At 61.1% G+C, this 21010-nt stretch carries 16 protein-coding genes and 1 pseudogene; 14 read left to right on the top strand and 3 right to left on the bottom strand.

Annotation, left to right across the window (positions count from 1 at the left end):
* Nucleotides 1-7 precede the first annotated feature (7 nt).
* The 13 genes and pseudogenes from ACIPIN_RS07010 to ACIPIN_RS06950 all read left to right on the top strand — a co-directional run.
* Nucleotides 8-328 carry a MocE family 2Fe-2S type ferredoxin gene (locus ACIPIN_RS07010; protein WP_401116964.1) on the top strand — a complete coding sequence of 107 codons (321 nt, stop codon included), beginning with the start codon at nucleotides 8-10 and terminating at the stop codon, nucleotides 326-328.
* 18 nt (nucleotides 329-346) lie between these two features.
* Complete coding sequence (locus ACIPIN_RS07005; protein ID WP_401116962.1) at nucleotides 347-1588, top strand: NAD(P)/FAD-dependent oxidoreductase; 1242 nt, start codon at nucleotides 347-349, stop codon at nucleotides 1586-1588.
* A 1-nt stretch (nucleotide 1589) separates the two neighbouring features.
* Nucleotides 1590-2438 (top strand): sugar phosphate isomerase/epimerase family protein, encoded by an 849-nt coding sequence (locus tag ACIPIN_RS07000; protein WP_401116960.1) that lies wholly within the window; start codon nucleotides 1590-1592, stop codon nucleotides 2436-2438.
* A gap of 905 nt (nucleotides 2439-3343) precedes the next feature.
* Nucleotides 3344-4885, top strand: coding sequence for a cellulose biosynthesis protein BcsE (gene bcsE / locus ACIPIN_RS06995; RefSeq protein ID WP_401116958.1), 1542 nt, complete (start codon nucleotides 3344-3346; stop codon nucleotides 4883-4885).
* On the top strand, nucleotides 4882-5073 hold the full coding sequence (gene bcsF, locus ACIPIN_RS06990; RefSeq protein WP_401116956.1) for a cellulose biosynthesis protein BcsF: 192 nt from the start codon (nucleotides 4882-4884) through the stop codon (nucleotides 5071-5073). The genes bcsE and bcsF overlap by 4 nt, the downstream gene beginning before the upstream one ends.
* Nucleotides 5060-6688, top strand: a complete 1629-nt coding sequence (gene bcsG, locus ACIPIN_RS06985; RefSeq protein WP_401116954.1) for a cellulose biosynthesis protein BcsG — start codon at nucleotides 5060-5062, stop codon at nucleotides 6686-6688. The genes bcsF and bcsG overlap by 14 nt, the downstream gene beginning before the upstream one ends.
* Nucleotides 6658-6900: a cellulose biosynthesis protein BcsR gene (gene bcsR / locus ACIPIN_RS06980; protein ID WP_401116952.1), complete on the top strand. Its 243-nt coding sequence runs from the start codon at nucleotides 6658-6660 to the stop codon at nucleotides 6898-6900. The genes bcsG and bcsR overlap by 31 nt, the downstream gene beginning before the upstream one ends.
* Complete coding sequence (gene bcsQ / locus ACIPIN_RS06975) at nucleotides 6897-7619, top strand: cellulose biosynthesis protein BcsQ (RefSeq protein ID WP_401116950.1); 723 nt, start codon at nucleotides 6897-6899, stop codon at nucleotides 7617-7619. Before bcsR ends, bcsQ begins: the two co-directional genes overlap by 4 nt.
* Entirely contained in the window at nucleotides 7616-10210 is a 2595-nt protein-coding gene (bcsA, locus tag ACIPIN_RS06970) for a UDP-forming cellulose synthase catalytic subunit (RefSeq protein WP_401116948.1), read from the top strand. Before bcsQ ends, bcsA begins: the two co-directional genes overlap by 4 nt.
* Nucleotides 10207-12489 (top strand): cellulose biosynthesis cyclic di-GMP-binding regulatory protein BcsB, encoded by a 2283-nt coding sequence (gene bcsB / locus ACIPIN_RS06965; RefSeq protein ID WP_401116946.1) that lies wholly within the window; start codon nucleotides 10207-10209, stop codon nucleotides 12487-12489. The genes bcsA and bcsB overlap by 4 nt, the downstream gene beginning before the upstream one ends.
* A 4-nt stretch (nucleotides 12490-12493) precedes the next feature.
* The gene (gene bcsZ / locus ACIPIN_RS06960) at nucleotides 12494-13609 is read left to right on the top strand and encodes a cellulose synthase complex periplasmic endoglucanase BcsZ (protein WP_401116944.1); all 1116 of its coding nucleotides are present in this window, start codon (nucleotides 12494-12496) and stop codon (nucleotides 13607-13609) included.
* Nucleotides 13597-17073 carry a cellulose synthase complex outer membrane protein BcsC gene (gene bcsC / locus ACIPIN_RS06955; RefSeq protein WP_401116942.1) on the top strand — a complete coding sequence of 1159 codons (3477 nt, stop codon included), beginning with the start codon at nucleotides 13597-13599 and terminating at the stop codon, nucleotides 17071-17073. Before bcsZ ends, bcsC begins: the two co-directional genes overlap by 13 nt.
* 203 nt (nucleotides 17074-17276) lie before the next feature.
* Nucleotides 17277-17488, top strand: a pseudogene (locus ACIPIN_RS06950) (GfdT protein); the annotation flags it as partial.
* A gap of 48 nt (nucleotides 17489-17536) precedes the next feature.
* On the opposite strand, the gene ACIPIN_RS06945 reads toward ACIPIN_RS06950, so the two are convergent.
* Genes ACIPIN_RS06945 through ACIPIN_RS06935 form a run of 3 tightly spaced genes read right to left on the bottom strand, consistent with a single transcriptional unit; the run spans nucleotide 17537 to nucleotide 19764 of the window.
* Entirely contained in the window at nucleotides 17537-18016 is a 480-nt protein-coding gene (locus tag ACIPIN_RS06945; RefSeq protein ID WP_401116940.1) for a YbaK/prolyl-tRNA synthetase associated domain-containing protein, read from the bottom strand.
* Nucleotides 18017-18026: 10 nt separating this feature from the next.
* Nucleotides 18027-18791: a sulfite exporter TauE/SafE family protein gene (locus ACIPIN_RS06940; RefSeq protein ID WP_401116938.1), complete on the bottom strand. Its 765-nt coding sequence runs from the start codon at nucleotides 18789-18791 to the stop codon at nucleotides 18027-18029.
* Nucleotides 18792-18795: 4 nt separating this feature from the next.
* The gene (locus ACIPIN_RS06935) at nucleotides 18796-19764 is read right to left on the bottom strand and encodes a TauD/TfdA family dioxygenase (protein ID WP_401116936.1); all 969 of its coding nucleotides are present in this window, start codon (nucleotides 19762-19764) and stop codon (nucleotides 18796-18798) included.
* A 227-nt stretch (nucleotides 19765-19991) separates the two neighbouring features.
* On the opposite strand from ACIPIN_RS06935, the gene ACIPIN_RS06930 reads away from it, so the two are divergent.
* Nucleotides 19992-20903: a LysR substrate-binding domain-containing protein gene (locus ACIPIN_RS06930; protein WP_401116934.1), complete on the top strand. Its 912-nt coding sequence runs from the start codon at nucleotides 19992-19994 to the stop codon at nucleotides 20901-20903.
* The last annotated feature ends 107 nt before the right edge of the window (nucleotides 20904-21010 follow it).

Below are 21010 nucleotides of genomic sequence, written 5' to 3'. Positions count from 1 at the left end.
AAACGCCATGACCGATCAATGGATCGACGTCTGCGCCGTGGGCGAAATAAATGAAGAGGATGTCATTCGTTTCGACCATGGCCCGCACACCTACGCCGTCTACCGCTCCGCCGACGACGAGTTCTTCGCCACAGCGGGCCTGTGCACCCACGAATCCATCCACTTGGCCGATGGACTGGTGATGGAGCATGTCATCGAGTGCCCCAAGCACAACGGGCGTTTCGACTACCGCTCCGGCAAAGCCCTTGGCGCGCCGGTGTGCGTCAACCTCAAGACCTATCCGGTCCGGGTCGAGGCGGGGCGTGTCCTGCTCGCCATTATGGTTTAACTGCACGGAGTCTGTGCCATGAATCCTGCCAATGTTCCACTGGTCATCGTCGGCGCCGGGCATGCCGGTGGCCGCGCGGCGTTGACCCTGCGCGGCGAAGGTTATCGCGGTCGCCTGATTCTGATCGGCGACGAGTCCCACCCGCCTTATGAACGTCCACCGCTGTCCAAGGGACTGTTGCAGGGCACGATTGATCTGGCGGGCTGCAGCCTCTGCGACAACGCTCAGCTCGCCGAACTGGACATCGAACACCTGGCCGGTAACCCGGTAAAAAGCCTGGATCCGCAGCAACATCGATTGCAGTTGGCCGACGGCAGTTGGTTGCAGTACACCCGTCTGTTGCTCGCGACCGGGGGCAGGGCGCGACTGTTGCCCTCAGTGCCCGAGCATCTGCCCAACGTGCTTTATCTGCGAACCCATGACGAAGCCATCGCACTGCGTGCTTCGCTACGACCCGGCGCCCGATTGGTGATCATCGGCGGCGGCTTTATCGGCCTCGAAGTCGCCGCGACCGCCCGTGCCCTGGGTTGCACGGTGACCTTGCTCGAAGCCGGGCCGCGCCTGGCGGGCCGCGTCCTGTCGGAGCGATTGTCCACTGTCCTGCTGGAACTGCATCGCCGTCAGGGCGTGGATGTCCGACTGAACGTGGCCATTGAGGCGGTGCAGGGCGCCACCCGCGCCGAGGCCGTGCAGTTGGTCGACGGCCAGTTGTTGCCCTGCGACTTGGTGGTGGTAGGCATCGGCATGCAACCCAACACTGAGTTGGCCGCGGCCGCGGGGCTCGAAGTCGGCCAGGGCGTCCGCGTCGATGCGCAGTTGCGCACCAGTGCGCCGGACATATTTGCGGCAGGCGACGTCTGTGAATTTCGTCTGCACCCGCAAGGGGTTTTCCAGCGTCAGGAAACCTGGCGCAACGCCGAGACCCAGGGCCGTCACGCAGCCCTGAATCTGTTGGGCGGTGAGCTGCCCTTCGAAGTCATTCCCGGTTTTTGGTCCGATCAGTACGACTGGGGGCTGCAGATTGTGGGCGTGATCTCAAACACAGAGCCCACGGCGAGCCGGACAACCCCGGGTGGGGGGTTCCTGTTGTTCTACCTCGACACCGAGCAACGTTTGCAGGGCGCCTGCAGTTGGGGCCAGGGCAATAGCGTCGCCAAGGACATCAAGTTGTGCGAACGGCTGATCGCCAACCATAACCCCCTCTCGGTGGTCGCTTTAGCCGATGCCGATGTATCGCTCAAACAACTGCTGAGGAGCTGACATGCGCGAATTCCTGGTGTTTCAGTCCTTGTGGGCCATGCAAGATCACCGTGGCCACTGCGACCTTTCCATTGAAGCGCAGTTGGAGAAGATCGCCGCCGCCGGTTTCGACGGGATCACCGACCATTTCTGGGTCGCGCAACATGCCGCACGCCTGAATGCCGCCGCCAAGGCGCAGGGCCTGCAAATCGAAGGTCAACTGTTCCCCCGGACCGTGGATGATCTGGCGGCCGCGCTCGATGTCGCTTCCCGCTACGGCTGCCACCACCTCACGCTGCAGGCCGACGTCCGGCCGCGCACGCTGGCGCACGCTATCGAGCTGATCGAAGGCTGGCAGCGGCTGGCCGAGCAGGTGGACTTTCCGATCCTGCTGGAAACCCACCGTTATCGCCTCACCAGCGACCTGTTGTTCACCCTCGACATTCTCGCGGAAATGCCCGACCTCAAACTGTTGGCCGACTTGTCCCACTACGTTGTGGGCCGTGAATTGCCTGAGTCGGCCACTGCCGAGGACGACGAACAAATCCATACCATCCTGCGTCACAGTTGGGGTTTCCATGGTCGGGTCGCCAGTTGCGAACAGGTCCAGGTACCCTTGAGTTTCGCCCAGCATCGACCCTGGCTGGAGCGGTTCCTCGGCTGGTGGCGCTATGGGATCGAGGATTGGCTGGCCCGGCCAAATACGCCCGATAGCCTGTCCTTCACCTGCGAACTCGGCCCGCCACCCTATGCAATCACGGGGGCTGATGGGCGTGACATCACGGATCGCTGGGAGGAGGCGTTGATGCTTAAGGAGCTGATGCGCGAGATCTGGAACAACTGCCTGGCACGATCTTACAATGGTCACTGATTTATCGTGTAGTCGGGCGCGATAGGTCATCGCCTATTTGGCGAATAATTATCAATTGGCTGAGGGATTGAACATCTGCTTCTGGCCGAGGTTGTGTGAAAACTCTTTCGAGCAGCACGGCTTCGGATTATGTTCTTCCTGTTCTTGAGAGGCCCTCCGAACAAGTCGAAAAAATAAGTCCATTCCTGCTGGGTTAATTGAAAAAACCTTTAGATTACAATCGGTTGTACGCTAGATGCGAGTCTCGTTTCCCGCTCCAAACATTAAAAATGGATCTCTGAAAAGAGGTCCATTTTTTTGCCAAAAGAAAAATCTTTCATGGGCTCCTCCCGCGACATCCTCTGAAAACACTCAAATCCAGCCGAGATTGGTACATTTTCCAGTACATCAATCCGGGTCTTGGCTGATCGGTTTTTTCGTGGCGCCAGCCTCATCGGAAACGGTACCAATCTTGCAGTCGCATGATCGATGCGCAGCTGTCTCATGTGGAGCCCAATAAAGAATTGGGCTGGCCGCTTAATCGCCAATAAATTGGCGAAATATTAAATGTCACCGTTTGTCCGCAGTATTTGATCTCATTTGTTACGACTTATTGACACTGGCAGTCCGACATCATCACAATTGCGCGCCATTACCGAGGTATAAGGGAGCCTGGGAATGGTGATCGGCGGAGAATGTAATGTATCGTCTTTTTCTAGCCGCTCTATATTGCTTGGAAGCTTGCTCCCTGAGCATCACAGGGGCTGCTTGGCAGTGCGACATCCTATTTATGTTGACTAAGTCTGACACTGAGCCTCGCTCGGTGCGCTTGTGCTAGTCGTCAGAAAAATGGCTCCCTTGCAAGGCTGTGCCGGAGAGAAGGTGCTGATCGCGCCACATCCGCTTCAAAGGGAAGGGAACTACATTTGAGTCAGGTCACCTTAGGCATCCGCCATCTGCGCGATGAGCAGATCTTGTTGCGCGACGGCGGGCTTTATTGGGTGGCAGTGGATCAGGCGAGCGATTCTGCCGCGTTGGCGGTCCAGTGCCTGGCAGCGATGCCGGCCAATGCGCGAGGGATGCTGGTGTGCTGCGGGCATTCAAGTCAGGACCTGGCCCAGAAGCTGGCGGCAGATACCGGTCCTGGTCAGCTGAAGCTGTTTGACATCAAAAAAGACGACATCGGCCTGACCCTCAAATCGCTGGTCGGCGAACTGACCCGTGCTGCTCCGGTTGCCGGCACGACTATTGTGTTGATGCTGCCGGACAGCGCATGGCAGAGCGACGTCGCGCCAGAGTTGCGGCATTGCTGCCTGTCCCTGAGGCAATGGCTGGGTGGACGCCAATGCTCCCTGTTGGTGATCAGCCATGGCCAGACCCCTCAACTGCATGACCGTTTGTTGCGGCTCAACGATACGATCTCCGGGCTCGCTCAGCTCTATCGCCGTGATGGTGGTATTCGCTATCAATTGCACTACTGGCACAGCGAACGGGGCGTGTGCAGCGGGCAGGAGTTTGAGCTTGAATTGCAGGCGGATGGTTTCGCGCTATCGGTCAATGAGCAGACCAATGTGCAACTGACCCATACCGATGACCAGCGGATCTACCTGACCCAGCGTTCTGTGCTCGAAGGCTCGCCGCCGTTGTCGGATCAGTGGCGGCTGTTCGAGAACCGCGAGGACTTGCTCCAGCAAGCCAGCCACGCTCGTGCTGCCAGCATCATCGTGGCCATCGACAACAACCTGCAGGTCGAAGAGTTGGCCCGTCAGATTCACGCCCTGCGCGAGCGCTGCGGCATCGCGCTGAAAATTATCGTGCGCGAGATGGAGCCCTGCTTGCGTTATCGGGACGAGCGTCTGCTGGTGTCCTGCGGCGCCAACATCACCGTGCCCTATGGGACGACGCTGGCACACTTCTTCAGCATCATCGACAGTGCCCAGGGCCAGACCTGGCGCCGGAGCCGCACCACCGACTTCCAATCGCTATTCGAACGCCTGCGGCCGCCCGCCGAGCGTGGCCTGTTAGCGCCCCGGGAATTCATCAACATGTTGGAGCGCGTCTACAGCGGCGCCTCCGGCGAAATCAGCCACCAACTGCTCAAACTGATACCGCGCGGTGGCCTGGAAATCGAGCAGTACTTGAATCAAATCGGCTTGCGTCGTTTCGGTGACGTCGCCTGCGTGGTCAACGGTGCTTTTTATCTGTTCCTGTTTGCCTGTCGCGCGGACGGGCTGGAACCCGCATTGGGGAATATCTGCCGGCTGGCCTGGCGCGATCTGTTCAGCGACTTCGAGATTCTCCAAGGCGTTGAAGCATTGCCACGCGAGGACTTCCTCACGGTAGCCTCGCTGCCTGCCACGTTCCTTCTGGCAGAAGAACGCACGGCTGGAAGCTCCGCCGAAGCCGCTGGGCGTGGCGCCTATTCGCCTCAACGCACCACACTACCCATTACGGATCCCTGTTCATGAGTTATTCCGAGCTGATCCAGGTGATCGGCCTCAGCAGCCTGCTGACCCTGGCACTGATTGTGGTACTGACCAGGTTTGGTCGCCATTTACTGGCCTTCGTGCAGAGCCTCTTGCCCCCGCGTTACCTGAAATCCCGTGGCGTGCGTCGTCGCGCCCCTGTCCAGAGCGAGCCCCATGAGCCAGTATGAAGTCATTAAGCCAGCGTCAGTGCGCGTCTGGCCGGGCCTGGGTCCCTGGAATCTGTATTTCATCCTCAAGTTCGTACTGCTGTGGGCTGGCTACCTGAACCTGCAGGTATTGCCCAACCTGGTGTTCGCTACGGCATTGCTGCTGCCATTGCCGTATCGTTATTTGCGCATCCTGCGCACGGTCATTGCGATCCCCGTGGGCGTTGCGCTGTTTTACCAGGACACCTGGCTGCCCCCCTTCAGCCGCCTGCTGGACCAGCCTGGTGTAATGAGTTTCACCGGTGCATACGTGGTCGAGCTGGCGGGTCGTTTCATCGACTGGAACCTGTGTGCGCTGCTGGCTGTGCTGGCGGTGGTCTATGCCTTCGTCCGTCACTGGCTGCGCCTGACCACCCTGAGCGTGCTGGGTTTGGCCTGGCTCGGTAGCGCCAATGTGCTGGCCCTGCACACCAGCAGCGAGCCGGTCGCGGCGCCGGCCAGTGGCGCCTCCATGGCTGCGGTGAGCACGGCCGCCCCGGACAGCGCGACACTGGAAGCCTACCTGCAGAAGTTCTATAGCACCGAGGCCGGGCGTCAGGTGGAGTTCAAGCCTGCGACTTCTGCCGTGCAGCCTTTTGACCTGTTGCTGATCAATATCTGTTCCATGGCCTGGGATGATCTGGAAGACGTGGGTCTGCGCGATAACACGCTGTTCCAGCAGATGGACGTGATTTTCGACAGCTTCAACTCGGCCACTTCCTACAGCGGCCCGGCAGCCATCCGTCTGTTGCGCGCCAGTTGTGGGCAGGTTCCGCACAGCCAGCTCTACGGCACTGCCCCGGAGCAGTGCATGTTGATGGACGATTTGAGCAAGCTGGGTTTTTCCAGCGAAGTGATGCTCAACCACACCGGGCAGTTTGAAGGCTTCCTTGACGAAGTCCGCGCCCAGGGTTCGTTGCCGGCCCCCTCCGTCAGTACCAGCAAATTGCCGCGTGCACTGGTGGGCTTCGACGGTTCGCCGATCCTTCGCGATGCTCAGGTACTGGATACCTGGTGGAAGCACCGCGAAGAAGAAAAGAGCGATCGCGTGGCGCTGTTCTACAACACCACGACGTTGCATGACGGCAACCGTGCGTTGACCGCTGATGGCGGCACCAAGAGCAGTGATTACAAACCGCGTGCCCAGGGGCTGATCGACGACCTCAATGGCTTCATTAAACAACTGGAGCTCAGTGGCCGTCGGGTGGTGGTGGTGATTGTGCCGGAGCATGGCGCGGCGCTACATGGCGACCGCATGCAGATAGCCGGCATGCGCGAGATACCGAGCCAGTCCATCACCCACGTACCGGTCGGCATCAAGCTGGTGGGCATGGGTCGCAACCCCAATGCCGCACCACTGCACATCACCGAGCCGAGCAGTTTCCTGGCCCTGTCGGAAATCATCAGTCGCCTGTACAGCGCCCAACCCCAGGCGGATGGCCAGGGTCCCAGCTGGTCGGCCCTGCTGAGCAACCTGCCGCAGACAGCGGCAGTCTCCGAAAACGCTGGCACTGTGGTCGTTGACTACGCCGGAAAACCTTACATACGAATCAAGGAGAAAGCAGGATGGCTGCCCTACCCACAGCGCTTCAAGTGAAGGCCAGGGTGCAGTCGCGTGCGGATCGTGCCGATGACATTGCCCGCCTGAAACTCGAGCTTGAGCTGCCCGAACTGGACTACGTGGACATTTCTGCGCAGATCGAATTGCAAAAGGCCCTACATCGCTGGCCGCTGCTGGCGGAGATGGAGCGCCTGCAACCGGCGGCCCTGCCGATGGTGCATGAGTCCGAACTCGAGACGCTGTCGTGACCGCCCTTAGTCTGCGTGGTCTGCGCGGCGGCGTCGGCACCAGTTCGCTATTAGCGGCCACGGGCCACGCATTGCATAGTCTTGGCGAGCGCGTGCTGCTGGTCGACATGTGCCCGGAGAACCTGCTTCGCCTGCACTTCGGCGTCAGCGTCAGCGAACCCGGCGGCTGGGCGCGCGCCATGATCGACGGTGTGGGCTGGAACACTCAGGCCTGGACCGTGGAGCCGGGATTGAACGTTTTGCCGTATGGCCACCTGAAACTGGAAGAGCAGGATCAAATCGAGCAACACCTGCTCAATGAGCCGAAACTGTGGCGCCGCCGACAGGCTAGCCTTGCCGAACACTTTGACTGGATCCTGTTCGATGTGCCCTTGCGATTGCCCGGTCATGCTCGTGTCGGGCCCTGTGCGTTGCGCCTGCGGATTGTCGAGGCGGATGCTGCCTGCCATGTACTGCTGCAACAGGAAGAAGCCCCCAGCGAGCATCTGCTGGTCAACCGCTTCGACCCGGTCAGCCAATTGCAGCGCGACCTGCTACTGATCTGGCGCAAACAATATGGTGCCCGCCTGTTGCCACTCAGCGTGCATCAGGATGAAGCCATGCGCGAAGCCTTGGCGTTCAAGAAACCGGTGGGAGCTTATGCCGAAGCCAGCCTGGCTGCCCAGGATGTGTTGAGCCTGGCCATCTGGTGCCTGACCCGACGCCTGGAGGCGGCATGATCGCCCGCGTTTTCCCTTATGCCCACCTGCGTCGGCGCTATGACTGTGCGCCGCCAGTTGCGCTGCTGCTGGCGACAATGAGCGCCCTGGCGTGGCTGCTGTTGCGCCTGGAGTCACCGAACTGGCGCGCTGTGCTCGATCAGCCCAAACGCTGGTATCCGCAACTGACCAACAAGGCACCGAGCCTGGGCGACCCGTTGCGCTATGTGGTGCAAAGCGTCTGGCTGCTGCTGGTTCGCCCGGCCAGGCCGCAGGCGTGGACGCTGGCGACCCCGGCCTGGCTCAAGGCCGTCGGGGCGCTGCACCTGCGGCTGTGGACTCGGATCGGCAAGGCGCTGGAAGACTTGCCCGTGCGCGCCGAGGCCAGCCAGCAGATTCGCCAGAGCAGCCATTGGTGGAAAGGCCTGGACCGTCGCAGCCAACGATTGGTCAACGCGGCCATCGGTGTCGTCGCCTTCATTTTGACGTTGCTGTGCATCACCGAGCCCTTCGGCTACGTTGCCCAGCTGGTATTCGTCTTGCTGCTGTGGGGCCTGGCCATGCTGGTGCGGCGGGTTCCGGGACGCTTTCCGACGTTGCTGATGGTGGTGTTGTCGACCATCGTCTCGTGCCGTTACCTGTGGTGGCGCTACACCTCGACCCTGAACTATAACCAGCCCCTGGACCTGGCGTGCGGGATGATCCTGCTGGTGGCCGAAACTTATTCCTGGGTGGTACTGATCCTGGGGTACATCCAGACTTGCTGGCCCTTGGGCCGCAAACCGGCGTCGCTGCCGCGCGACACGCACCTGTGGCCCAGCGTCGACCTGTTGATCCCGACCTACAACGAAGACCTGTCAATCGTGCGGGGTACCGTGTACGCGGCCATGGGCATCGATTGGCCGGCCGACAAGCTGAACATCTACATTCTCGACGACGGCAAACGCGAAAGTTTCCGCCAGTTCGCCGCTGAAGTAGGAGTGGGCTACATCACTCGCAGCGACAATCGTCACGCCAAGGCCGGTAACCTTAACCACGCGCTGAAGCAACTGAACGGCGAGCTGGTCGCCATTTTCGACTGTGACCACATACCTGTGCGCTCATTTCTGCAAATGACCACCGGAGGTTTTTTGCGTGATCCGAAACTGGCGCTGGTGCAGACTCCGCACCATTTCCTGTCACCGGACCCCTTTGAGCGCAACCTCGATGTATTCCGCCAGCACCCCAACGAAGGCGAGCTGTTCTACGGGTTGATTCAGGACGGCAACGACATGTGGAACGCGGCGTTTTTCTGCGGCTCATGCGCGGTGCTGCGGCGCACTGCGCTGGACGCGATCGGCGGCTTTGCCGTCGAGACAGTTACCGAAGACGCCCACACAGCGCTACGCCTGCACCGCAACGGTTGGAACTCGGCCTATATCAAGGTGCCGCTAGCGGCCGGCCTGGCAACCGAGAGCCTGTCAGCGCACATCGGCCAGCGCATTCGCTGGGCCCGTGGCATGGCGCAGATCTTCCGCACCGACAACCCCCTGCTCGGAAAAGGCCTGACCCTCTTCCAGCGCATCTGTTACGCCAACGCGATGATGCACTTTTTGGCCGGCGTGCCGCGTCTGGTGTTTCTGCTGGCGCCGATGGCGTTTTTGTTCCTGCATGCCTACATCATCTACGCCCCGGCGCTGATGATCCTGCTGTACGTGTTGCCGCACATGATCCACGCAAGCCTCACCAACTCACGAATGCAGGGCGCCTATCGTCGGACGTTCTGGGGTGAGGTGTACGAGACCGTGCTGGCCTGGTACATCGCGCGGCCCACCACCGTGGCACTGTTCAACCCCAGTAAGGGCAAGTTCAATGTCACCGCCAAGGGTGGCCTGATGGAGCACAACCAGTTCGACTGGAAAATCGCCCAGCCGTACTTGCTACTGTCGTTGCTGAACATTATCGGCCTGGGTTTTGCCATCTGGCGTCTGATCTGCGGGCCCCGCGACGAGATCGTCACCGTTGTGGTGAGCATGCTCTGGGTGGCCTACAACCTGGTGATCATCGGGGGCGCCATGGCGGTCGCCGCTGAAGCGCGCCAGGTTCGCCAGACCCACCGTGTACACGCCAAGTTACCCGCTGCAGTGCGCCTTGAAAGTGGTCACTCTTACCCAGGCATGTTGCAGGACTATTCCGACGGTGGCGCCGGCATCCAGCTCGACACCTCGCTGTCGCTGGCGGTGGGCGGGAGCATCTCGCTGATGATGCAGCGCGGCACTCGTGAATTCCTGTTCCCGGGCTACATCTGCCGCAGCCACAAGAACTTCATCGGCATCAGCTTCACCGGCCTCAATGCACAACAGAAAATCGACTTTGTGCAGTGCACGTTTGCCCGCGCTGACGCCTGGCTCAACTGGAGCGAGAACTTTACCCCTGATCGCCCGCTGCACAGCTTTGTGGACATTGTCAAACTTGGCGGCACCGGCTACTACCGCCTCTACGAATACCTGCCTGCCTGGATCCGCCGCATCGCCGGCCCGCCTTTGCGAATGTTGCGCTGGTTGGCCAGTTTCCTGCCGCGCATGCCGGCAACTGCCCCAACTCCCAACTCTCGAACAGTGAGCGCACCATGAGCCGCTACTTCAGCAAATCCCTTGTTGCCAGTCTGGCGCTCCTGGCCGCCGGTTGCGCCCAGGCCGCCACCGCACTTGCGCCTGTCGCGCCGGCCGCGGTCAGCAACGTACCGAGCTGGAGCACCGCGTACAGCTTCGAGCAGTTGGGTCGTCCCGCCGATAGCCTATTGCTGGGCATTCACAATAGCGACCAGATCGAATTCAGCCTGCGCCGTGATCGCATCGCCAGCGACGCGAAACTGCAGCTGGAGTACACGCCATCGCCTTCGCTGCTGCCACAGATCTCGCATTTACGGGTGTATCTCAACGACGTGCTGATGAGCGTAGTGCCGATCGAGAAAGACCAATTGGGCAAGAGGGTCAACCAATCGGTAACCCTGGACCCGCGCCTGATTTCGGACTTCAACCGCGTACGCCTGGAGTTTGTCGGCCACTACACCGATATCTGCGAAGATCCGGCCAACAACACGCTATGGTTGAACGTGGGGCGCAGCAGCCAGATCCAGTTGCAGGAGCAGGCACTCACGCTGAAGAACGACCTGGCCTATTTCCCGATGCCTTTCTTCGACACTCGAGGCCAGGACAAACCGGTCCTCAATTTGGTCTTCGCCGATGCGCCGACCCTGGGCGAGCAGCGTGCAGCCGGTATCCTGGCGTCCTATTTCGGCAGCCAGGCCGCTTGGCGTGGTGCGCAGTTCCCTGTTCTGTTCGACCAGCTACCGCCTGCTGATGAACACCATCGCGCGAAGTCGGCCATTGTCTTCGCCACCAACGATCATCGCCCGTCCTTCCTGGCTGACATAGACAAGTTCCCGGTCGTGGATGCGCCCGTTGTACAGATGATCGACAACCCGCAGGATCCCTACAGCAAGGTGTTGCTGGTGTTGGGCCGCAACGACGAAGACCTGGCTGTGGCTGCCCGCGCCCTGGCCTTGGGCGCAGGCGCGTTTCGTGGATCGAGCGTGACCGTCAACAAGGTCGAGCAGCTCAAACCGCGAGTACCTTATGACGCGCCGAACTGGATGCGCACGGACCGCTCGGTACGCTTCGCCGAGTTGATCAAGTACCCCGAGCAGCTTCAGGCCAACGGTCTGCAGCCACGGTCCATCACGGTGGACGTGAACCTGCCGCCTGACCTGTTCGTCTGGCGTAACCAGGGGATTCCGCTGCAAACCAAGTTTCGTTATACGCCACCGTCGGTCAACGACGAGTCGCGCTTGAGCATCAGCCTGAACAACCAGTTCATCACCAGCCTGCCGTTGCAAAGCAAGACCGATAGCCGTCTGGAGGAGCTGCGCCTGGCGGTGCTGTCCAACGAGTCGGCTAACCTCAGCGACAAGCTGCTGGTGCCAGCGCTGAAGATTGGCGACCGTAACACCCTGCGTTTTGACTTCAACTTTGCCAGCACCTTTGGCAGCGCCCAGCGCGACCGTTGCCAGACTTCGCTGCCGGTGAACAACCAGGCCGTGATCGATGAAGAGTCGACCATTGACCTGTCCGGCTACCATCACTACATCGCCATGCCCGACCTGCGCGCCTTTGCCCGAGGCGGTTTTCCATACAGCCGGATGGCTGACCTGTCGGAAACCCTGGTGATGGTCCCGGCCCGCAGTCGCCCTGTGCAACTGAGTACTGTGTTCGAGACCATTGCTGGAATCTCTGCGCGCTCAGGCCTGCCCGCGTTTGGCCTGCGGCTGTCGGACAACTGGGACGACGCCAGGGCAGATGTCGATCTGCTGGTGTTCGGCGCCATGGCACCGGGCGTTGGCGATGGTGCCGATGCCAATCTGGTGCTGGACAAGACGCGTGCCTGGCTACTCAAGCCGTCCAATGAGCAAAACGGCAAGTCGGCCCGCGTCGGCCAGTTCAGCGATGAGCGCGACCTGGGTGCCAACCGCGTCGAAGTCAGCGCCCATGCGCCGATCGCCGCCATTGTCGGCTTGCAGTCGCCGTATCACCCACAGCGCAGCATTGTGGCCTTGCTGGCCAGCGATGACGCCGATTACCAACTGCTGCGCGACACCTTGGGCGACACTGGAAAAATAGACGCCGTTACCGGTTCCGTGGCACTGATCCGCAGCAGTGGCGTAGGCAGCAGTTGGGTGGGCCAGCAGTACTTCGTCGGCCACCTTCCGTGGTGGCTGTTGCTTTGGTTCCAATTGTCCGAGCACCCGATCCTGCTGGCGGCCATGGCCACCATCAGTGTGCTGCTGACGGCCTTCCTGCTGTGGCGCGCACTACGTTGGGCCGCCCGTCGTCGCCTTGCCGGTCAGGAGTAGTCGGGTGAAAGCCTTCCTCGCGCGGGCTTTGACCGCGATCATCGTAGTGCCTGGCTTGGCCGGTGCCGCGGAATGCGCCTGGCCGGCCTGGCAGAATTATCGCCAGGCGATGCTTAGCCCGGACGGACGGGTGGTTGACCATTCCTCGGAGCAGTTGATCTCCACGTCTGAAGGACAGAGCTACGGGTTGTTTTTCGCTCTGCTGGGCAATGACCGTAAAAGCTTCGCCAAGGTGCTGCGCTGGACCCAGGACAACCTGGCCGGCGGCGACCTTAACCGGCAGCTTCCAGCGTGGCAGTGGGGCCGCGACAAAGTTGGCCGTTGGCAGGTACTTGATAGCAACAATGCCACCGACGCCGATTTGTGGATCGCCTATAGCCTGCTGGAAGCGGGGCGTCTGTGGCATGAGCCGACTTACCTGACATTGGGCCGCAACCTGCTCTGGCGCAGTGCTGCGCAAAGCCTGCGCACACTTCCGGGCCTGGGCCTGATGCTGTTACCCGGCGACGTCGGGTTCGACAATGCCGAGGGTTGGCGTCTGAATGCCAGCTATCTGCCACCGCAATTGCTGGCACGCTTCGCCCAGGAAGCACCGATTTGGGCGGAGCTGGCCAGTAACACCGAGCGTCTGCTGATCGAAAGTTCGCCCAAGGGCCTGGCATCCGACTGGCAATTGTGGAAAGCCGGTCAGGGTTGGGCCGTGGACAGTCAGAAGGGCAGTGTTGGAAGCTATGACGCCATTCGCGTCTACCTCTGGCTGGGCATGCTGGACAAGGATGCGCCGGGGCGCGCCGGGTTGATTGAGCACTTCAAACCCATGCTGGACCTGACTGCGCGGCTGGGCCATGTGCCGGAAAAAGTCGACACAACCACCGGCCTCGACAATGGCTCCGGCCCGGTCGGCTTCAGTGCCGCATTGCTGCCGTTGCTGGCCGCAAGCCCGGACAGTGCGGGCGTCCTCAAGGCCCAACGCCAACGCCTGCAACAACAACCGCCCTTGGCGGATGCCTATTACAACCAGTCGCTGACGCTGTTCGGGCAGGGCTGGGACCAACAACGTTATCGCTTCGATAAAAACGGGAACCTCGTGCCAAACTGGACTGCCGCATGCACAAAATGACCGGTTTTGGGCTGCTGTTGAGCAGCATTTACGGGGTCGCCCTGGGTCAGCCTCTCAGTCCGCCCGACCAGCAGCAATGGCTGCTGGAGCAGGTCCGTATTGGTGAAGCTCTGTACCGCGAAGACCTGGTGCATGACTCGCTGGCTCGTCTGGAACTGATCGCCCCGGACAATCCGCTGGTAAAAGTCGTTGAAGTCCGCCAGGCACTGCTGCAAAAGAACCAGCCGGAAGCCGAACGCCTGGTCGCCCAACTGCGTCAGCAGGCGCCAGGCACTGCGGCCCTGCGTCAGGCCGAGAGCTTGCTGAAAATGCACGGCACCGATGGTCAGAGGGCCCTGCAGGAGGCGCGCCTGCTGGCCGTCGCCGGCCGTTCCGAAGACGCGGTCAATGCCTATCGGCAATTGTTCGGCGATGACATGCCAGACTTTGCCACGGCCCTGGAATACCTGAACGTGCGTAGCGGCATCAAGGCTCAGCGCCCGGTCGTGATAGAGCAGTTGCGCGAGTTGGACCGGCAGTATCCCGGCAATGCCTCGCTGCGCCAGACCTTGGCCGGCCTGCTGTTTGCCGAAAAGCGTGATCCCGAGGCGCTGGACGTCCTGCATCAATTGGCGGGTGATCCGAACGCCAGCAACAACGCTGCCGAACGCGAATACAACTATTGGCTCAAGCAGCCGGTAGGGCCCGAAACCGCGCAGGGCTGGCGGACTTTTCTGAAGTTCTACCCCTATGCCAGCTTGCACGCTGACGCGACCAGACAGTTGCAAGGGCAGGAGCAATACCTGGCTGATCCGGCCTGGCAGGCCGGAGTCAAAGGCAAGGCATTGCTCGAAGCCGGCGACAACGTCGGCGCTGAAGCCAGTTTGCGTCGGGCGCTCAAGCGTTATCCGCAAGACTCCAGCCTGCTCGGTTCGCTGGGTATTTCGCTGATGCGCCAGAACAAGAACGAAGCGGCCTACAACACTTTCGTCCAGGCCTCGGCCATCGAGCAGGACACCTACTGGATGACCAAGTGGCAGGATCTCAAGGCTGCCAACTACCAGTGGATGCTGTTGCAAAAGGGTGATGAAGCCCTTGAGCGAAAGGATTATCCCGCCGCGAAAAAATGGTACCGGCAGGCGGACAAAGCCAAGCCGAACGATCCTGCGTCGCTGATCGGCCTGTCCTACGCTGCTCGTGGCGAATCCGATGACATCACCGCAGAAGCCCTGTTGGTGCAGGCGCGCAAGCTCGATCCGACTAACGCAAGTGTGGTGCGTGCCATGGTCCGCCTGTATCAGTCGCAATCACCGGAAAAGGCCGAGCATTACCTCGACAGCCTGACACCCAGGGAGCAGCAGGAGTTCCAAAGCGTGCGTCGGGGGCTGACGCTGGATCGCCTCAACGCGCAGGCCGATGACGCCACCCGACGCAGCGATTGGGCGCAGGTGACGGTAGCCTTGAGCAAGGCTCGAGTGCTGGACCCGGACAATCCCTGGCTGGTGTACCGCTTGGCCAATGCCCAGCGCGAACTGGGCCTCAATGCCGAGGCCGATCAAAGCTTCCACTGGCTGATACAACGTCAGGGCCAGAACACCGAGGCGCGCTATGCCCACGGCCTGTTTCTGGCCAATGGTGAGCGTGACGGCGATGCCATGGGCAGTCTGCAACAGATCCCTCGCGCCGCTTGGAGCGACAACATGAACGAGCTGTGGGCACGTCTGCAGCGGCGCCAGTTGCTCGCGAAGGCCCGGACACTGCGCGACGGCGGCCATGAGACTCAGGCCGAAGCGCTGCTGATGCGCGCGCCGACCACTGACGACTACCTGACCCTGGCCGACTGGGCCCAGCAGCGTGGCGACCTGGCGCAGGCCGAAAGCCGCTATCGCAAGGTGCTGGCCAGCGCGCCGAAAAATACCGAGGCCCAACTGGGCCTGAGCGAAGTGCTGATCGCTCTCGGTCAGCCGAACGCCGCCAAGGCCAGCCTTATGGCAGTGACTGCGCCAGTACCGGCCGATGCGTCGTTCCAGCGCCGCTTGGCCAATGCCTGGGCGTCGCTGGGCGACAAGACGCGTGCGAACGCGCTGTTCGCGCAGTTGCTCAAGACCCCGCAAAGTGATCCGCTGGTCTATCGGGATGCGGCGCGTCTGCTGTCCCGAGAAGAGCCGCAGCGGGCTCTGGATGACTATGCACGCAGCATGGCCGCGGCAAAGATGATCGAGCCGCAACAGGCCGAACCGCGCGACAACCGTGCCATGACCTTGGCCAGCCGTGCCAAGGACAGCGATGGCTGGTTGCAGCGCAGCATCCGCAGCGACGTTGACGAGTTGTACCAAAAGCAGAACCCGACGGTGAACCTGTACCATGACCTCGCCTGGCGCACCGACAACAGTTCATCGGGGGTTTCGGACCTGACCACCCAAACCACCATCCTGCGCATCGACGCACCGGTGGCGCAAGGACAGGGTTTCGTTCAGGCCGAAGACATCAATCTGGATGTCAGCAATTTCTCCAGCACCGACCAGTTCGGCTTGTGCGCGGTGGTGAAGGATGGCTGTGCCACCTCCTCGCAGAGCGTGCGCGGCACCCTGTTGGGCATGGGCTGGCACGATGATCGCTGGGCCTTTGACCTTGGCCATACACCACAAGAATTCACGGTATCCAACTGGGTTGGCGGTGTCACCTACAGCGGTGACTGGAGCAGCGTGGGCTACCGCCTCACGGCATCGCGGCGGCCCCTGACCAACTCACTGGTGTCGTATGCCGGCGCGGTCGATCCGGTCACCGGAACCAAGTGGGGCGGCGTTACGGCCAACGGTTTCACCCTGGGCCTGAGCCATGACGAAGGCGGCGCAGATGGCGTGTGGGCAAGTCTGAGCAGTCATTGGTTAATAGGCCAGAACGTTGAGAACAATCAGCGGCGCACAGCCATGGGCGGCTATTACTATCGCCTGGTGGAACGCGCCGACGAACGTCTGCGCACTGGCCTGACCTTGATGTACATGGGATACGACAAGGACTTAAGCGAACTCACCCTCGGCGAGGGCGGATACTACAGCCCGCAGCAGTACTACTCGGTCAGCGTGCCGGTGAACTATGCCTGGCGCAACGCTGACTGGTCGGCCTTGCTCGAAAGCTCGGTGGGCTGGTCGTTCGCGAAAATCGACGGCTCCGACCTCTACCCCAAAGACAACCGCGAAGGCGAACTGCAAAACCTGCTGGCGCAATCGAATCAGACCCTGGCGGACAGCCCGTCCCTGACCAAGAGTGGCAGTAGCAGCAACGGCGTCAACTTCCGTCTCCAGGGCCTCGTGGAGCGTCGCTTATCCAACAAACTGGTGCTGGGAACCGGTATCACCTGGCAACACAGCGAAGGCTACGCCCCGAGCCGCGCCTTGCTTTACTTGCGCTACACGTTTGACCCTTGGCAAGGCAACTTGCCGCTACCGGTGGAGCCGATCTCGCCTTATGCGGATATGCGTTAGGTGGAAAAATAACGCTGAGTAGTGCTTCAATGAGCACCCAACCCGCCTCGAAGGCGGGTTTTTCATTTGTGCGCCAGGCATGGCGCGTTGCGCGCAAGCGCAACCAGCTTGGCTGTGGTGGCTACCCCCTACCCAAGTAGCATTCGTGACGCCCGGCAGGCTTCGTACACTCAGGCTTCATAGCGCACCGGCAGGAGATGAAGATGCAGCAGGCCCAGAACGAGGTGTCGTCAGTGCAATGTCCCAGGCGACTGATGCCCGGTTGGTGGCCCAGGAACTGGCGCGGCAGCTGTTGCATCCGCATCTGGGGTTCGTGCTGTTTTTCTGCTCCGCCGAATACGATCTGCAGGCACTGGGCGAGGCCCTGGAGCAGAGCTTCGGCGGTATCCGCCTGGTGGGTTCTGCTCTGCAGGGACCGCGTTCAGCCTTGTTGAGCGGTATTCCCCACGCAGTAGCGGTGTGCTCAGGCCTGGCTGACATCCAGCAACCGAGGCTTGGCAATCGCCAGATAATCCTGCGTATCGAGCACCATCGATGCATCCAGCCGACCGGCGTTGAAGGCGATTTCGCCGTAGCCTGTGGTCAGGGCCGGGTCGACGATCAATTGAATCCGCTCATCGAAGACGAAAGGAGGGATGGCGCCGATTCGGCACCCGGTCAGTTCAATGGCGGTTTCGGCCTTCACCAGTTCGGCCTTTTTTCCGCCCAGGGCCGCTCCGACCTTTTTCATGTCGAGTTTCTGGTCCCCCGGCAGTATCACCAGGGCATACGGTTCGGCCTGACCCTTGAGCGAGCAGAGCATGGCCTTCGCGCCCTGGCCTGGCTCGGTGCCACGGATTTCGGCGACCCGTGCCGACTGGCCCTCGGCATCGTGCATCAACACTCGGTAGGAGGCTGCGTGGGTATCGAGTAGCGCCACCAGGCGATCGAACATGGGATACATGTGGTTTTCCTCAGATTTGCAGGAGCAGGTCGTAGGACAGTTTGCTGATCAGGATCACCAGTAACACCAGGAACAGGGCTCGGACAAAGGGCACGCCTTTATGAACCGCCAGCCAGGTGCCGGTCAGCGCGCCCAGGATGTTGAATGCCGCCATGGGGATGGCGATCAGGTAGAGCACGTTACCCGTTGGAATGAAGAAAATCAGCGCCGCTACGTTGGTCGCGATGTTCACCAGCTTGGCCGACGCCGAGGCATGAAGGAAGTCGAAGGCGAAGCAGCGGATAAACAGGAAGATCAGGAAGCTGCCGGTGCCGGGACCGAACAGTCCGTCGTAGAAGCCGATGGCGCCGCCGATGACGATCGCCAGCAGTTTCTCTTTGGTACCGATGCGCATGGGTTTGTGCAGGGCGCCGAAGTCCTTTTTCCAGAAGGTGTAGATCGCCATCAGCACGATCAACACCAGCACCGCCGGCCGGATCAACGACTGGGGTACAGACGACACCGTGGCCGCTCCGAAGAAGGCCATGACAAAGGCCGCACAGGCGGCGGGTATCACCAGACTCCAGTCGATCACCACCTTGCGCACGAAGGAGCGGGCCGCGAATGCAGTGCCGCAGGCTGCCGCGACCTTGTTGGTACCTAACAGCGCTGCCGGTTGTGCCGTGGGCAGCACGTTGAACAGCGCGGGTATCTGGATCAGTCCGCCGCCGCCCACCGCCGCATCGATCAGACCGGCGGCGAAGGCGAATACGCAAAGGATGACAATATCGACCATGAATTCAGGCTCTGACGATGAAGGGTTGGTGAGGGGCCAGCGGCACCACGCGTGCCGGGTCGTTGACCCCGAAGACGCGCAGCATCCAGCGGTCGCGGCCGTCGTAGCGGGGGGGGAAACCGTCCCGGGCATGCAGGGTTTGCTGGTTCTTGAAGATCAGCATGTCCCCTGGTTGCAGCAATATCGGGTGCACGACATCGGGATGATTAGCGGCGGCGGCGAACAGTTGCAGGGCAAACTGCGCATTGGCGCAGGTCGCTGTGACACTGGCCTTGTTGTAGCGGCAATACAGGCCACCAGTTGCGCTTTTGTACAGCAGAGGGACGTTTTCCAGCACATTACCCTGTTTGCCGAAGGAGGCCGGTCGGCGAATGGCGAAGTGTGGTTGTGACAATTCCTCTTCAACGGAGGCCGGCAGCATGGCCAGCACGTCGTCAATGGCGACGATGCGCGTCGGCACGCTGAGTTCGCAGCGCAGACCGGTCAGGGACAGGTACTCCGGACAGGCCGATAACTGCGAGACGGGTTCGCAGGTCAGGGGCAGGTGTGGGTTGTCGACATGCATGCCCAGGTCCATGCGCGAGCCAAAGGAGCTCTTTTCAGTCTCTCGCTTGTGCTTGGGCGATACGTGGCGGAACACCGTGTTGTCGCTTTCACCCTCGTACGCCACCGGACGGGTTTGCAGGGCTTGCAGCACGGACAGGATGGCTCCGGCCAGAACCGGCAGGTTTTCGACGTCCGGGTCCGTGTCGTAGGGCGTGGCGGGCAGTTGCGGGTCCAGCGGCAGCCCCCTGACGATTATCGCCACCTCACGGGCCTGGGGGAAGTCGCGCAGGCGCTGGATTTTCTCGGCGCACAGGGTGCTTTCCAGCAGCTGTCCCAAGGCTGGCATTTGGCGGATACCCGAGGCGCTGTCGGTCACGGCCAGCGATGCCAGGCCGGCTTGAAGTGTGCGTTGTTCTTCGAACGACACATGAATTTGCGGTATCTCCTGTCGGATCGAAGTCGTTGATTTTTTCCCGGGCCATTCACGAATTTCTAAACCGATACGGGCCGCGGATTTCCCGACTATTTCATCCAGCTTTGACACGTCCTTTTGCTCCTGTTTGCCTACTTCCCTGTGGGTTGAACGGGAAGGTTAACGGAAGGGTCTTTTTTGTGTTGCAATGCCACGTTGTGAAAAATGCAATGAGGTGATGAATGGCACTGGATATGTTGGGGGGGCTTGAAGCTTTTGCGACGGTAGCTCGCAAGCGCAGCTTCGTCGCGGCGGCGCGCGCTTTGGGGCGTTCCCCCAGCTCGCTGACCCGTGCCATTCAAGCCCTGGAGGAAAGTGCCGGGGGCAAGTTGTTCAATCGCTCGTCCAATGCCGTGAGCTTGACCGAGGCGGGTGAGAGTTTGTTGCCCCACGCTTACAAAATGCTGGATCTGCAACGTGAGGCGGATGAAGACCTGGCCGGTCTCAGTGGCCTGGCCTGCGGCTGGATCCGCTTTTCCGCCCCCGAAGTTCTCGGACACGGGGTATTGCCCCGGTTGATCGCGCAGTACTGCGAGCGTTATCCCGACGTGAACGTCGATGTGATTTTCACCGATGAGGCCATCGATCCGGCCAAGAGCAAGCTGGACTTCTCGATTCGTGGCGCGTTTCCGCAATCCAGTGACCTGATCGGCTTTCCGCTCTGGAGTTATTCACGTTACCTGTATGCCAGTCCCGGGTATCTGGAGCGGCGCGGGATGCCCGACTCTATCGAGGCGCTAGAGGCGCATTCGCTGATCCTGCATACGGCGCCGCGGATTCTCAAGGAGTGGAATTTTCGCAGTGAGGAGCAGGCCATCAGCTTTCGGGTTCATCCGAAGTTTCGTTTCAGCTCCGGTGTGGCGGTGTTCCAGGCGGCCCTCGCGGGCGTCGGGATCGCTCGCCTGGCGGACTGGCTGGCGGAGCCCGAAGTGGAAGCGGGGCGCCTGCTTCGTGTCTGTCCCGAGTACAAGCTCACCTCCAGCAGCGGTGAGAGCCCACAAATGCACGCGGTGTACCCGGCCGGGAATCTGCCGCTGCGGGTGAAGTCACTGTTGGAGGTGATCCGTGGCTTTGGCGAAAGCCTGACGCTATAGGCGGCTGCCAGCCGCCAGTTCTTGAATGCCGAGTGCATTTTCCCAAGTCGCATAAGGCGAAGACCACGACACAGATCGCCGCAATCGTCAGCATGCTCGGCATTGGC

Origin of the sequence: Pseudomonas sp. NPDC087697 (assembly GCF_044743155.1) — a bacterium.
In the GTDB taxonomy this organism is placed as follows: Bacteria; Pseudomonadota; Gammaproteobacteria; order Pseudomonadales; family Pseudomonadaceae; genus Aquipseudomonas.
This window is presented reverse-complemented; position numbering and strand designations above follow the sequence as displayed.

Excerpts from the sequence above, each read along its gene's own strand:
- ACIPIN_RS07010 (WP_401116964.1), top strand. The coding sequence starts at position 8 with ATGACCGATCAATGGATCGACGTCTGCGCCGTGGGCGAAATAAATGAA.
- ACIPIN_RS07005 (WP_401116962.1), top strand. The coding sequence starts at position 347 with ATGAATCCTGCCAATGTTCCACTGGTCATCGTCGGCGCCGGGCATGCC.
- ACIPIN_RS07000 (WP_401116960.1), top strand. The coding sequence starts at position 1,590 with ATGCGCGAATTCCTGGTGTTTCAGTCCTTGTGGGCCATGCAAGATCAC.
- bcsF (WP_401116956.1), top strand. The coding sequence starts at position 4,882 with ATGAGTTATTCCGAGCTGATCCAGGTGATCGGCCTCAGCAGCCTGCTG.
- bcsG (WP_401116954.1), top strand. The coding sequence starts at position 5,060 with ATGAGCCAGTATGAAGTCATTAAGCCAGCGTCAGTGCGCGTCTGGCCG.
- bcsR (WP_401116952.1), top strand. The coding sequence starts at position 6,658 with ATGGCTGCCCTACCCACAGCGCTTCAAGTGAAGGCCAGGGTGCAGTCG.
- bcsA (WP_401116948.1), top strand. The coding sequence starts at position 7,616 with ATGATCGCCCGCGTTTTCCCTTATGCCCACCTGCGTCGGCGCTATGAC.
- bcsB (WP_401116946.1), top strand. The coding sequence starts at position 10,207 with ATGAGCCGCTACTTCAGCAAATCCCTTGTTGCCAGTCTGGCGCTCCTG.
- bcsC (WP_401116942.1), top strand. The coding sequence starts at position 13,597 with ATGCACAAAATGACCGGTTTTGGGCTGCTGTTGAGCAGCATTTACGGG.
- ACIPIN_RS06945 (WP_401116940.1), bottom strand. The coding sequence starts at position 18,016 with ATGTATCCCATGTTCGATCGCCTGGTGGCGCTACTCGATACCCACGCA.
- ACIPIN_RS06940 (WP_401116938.1), bottom strand. The coding sequence starts at position 18,791 with ATGGTCGATATTGTCATCCTTTGCGTATTCGCCTTCGCCGCCGGTCTG.
- ACIPIN_RS06930 (WP_401116934.1), top strand. The coding sequence starts at position 19,992 with ATGGCACTGGATATGTTGGGGGGGCTTGAAGCTTTTGCGACGGTAGCT.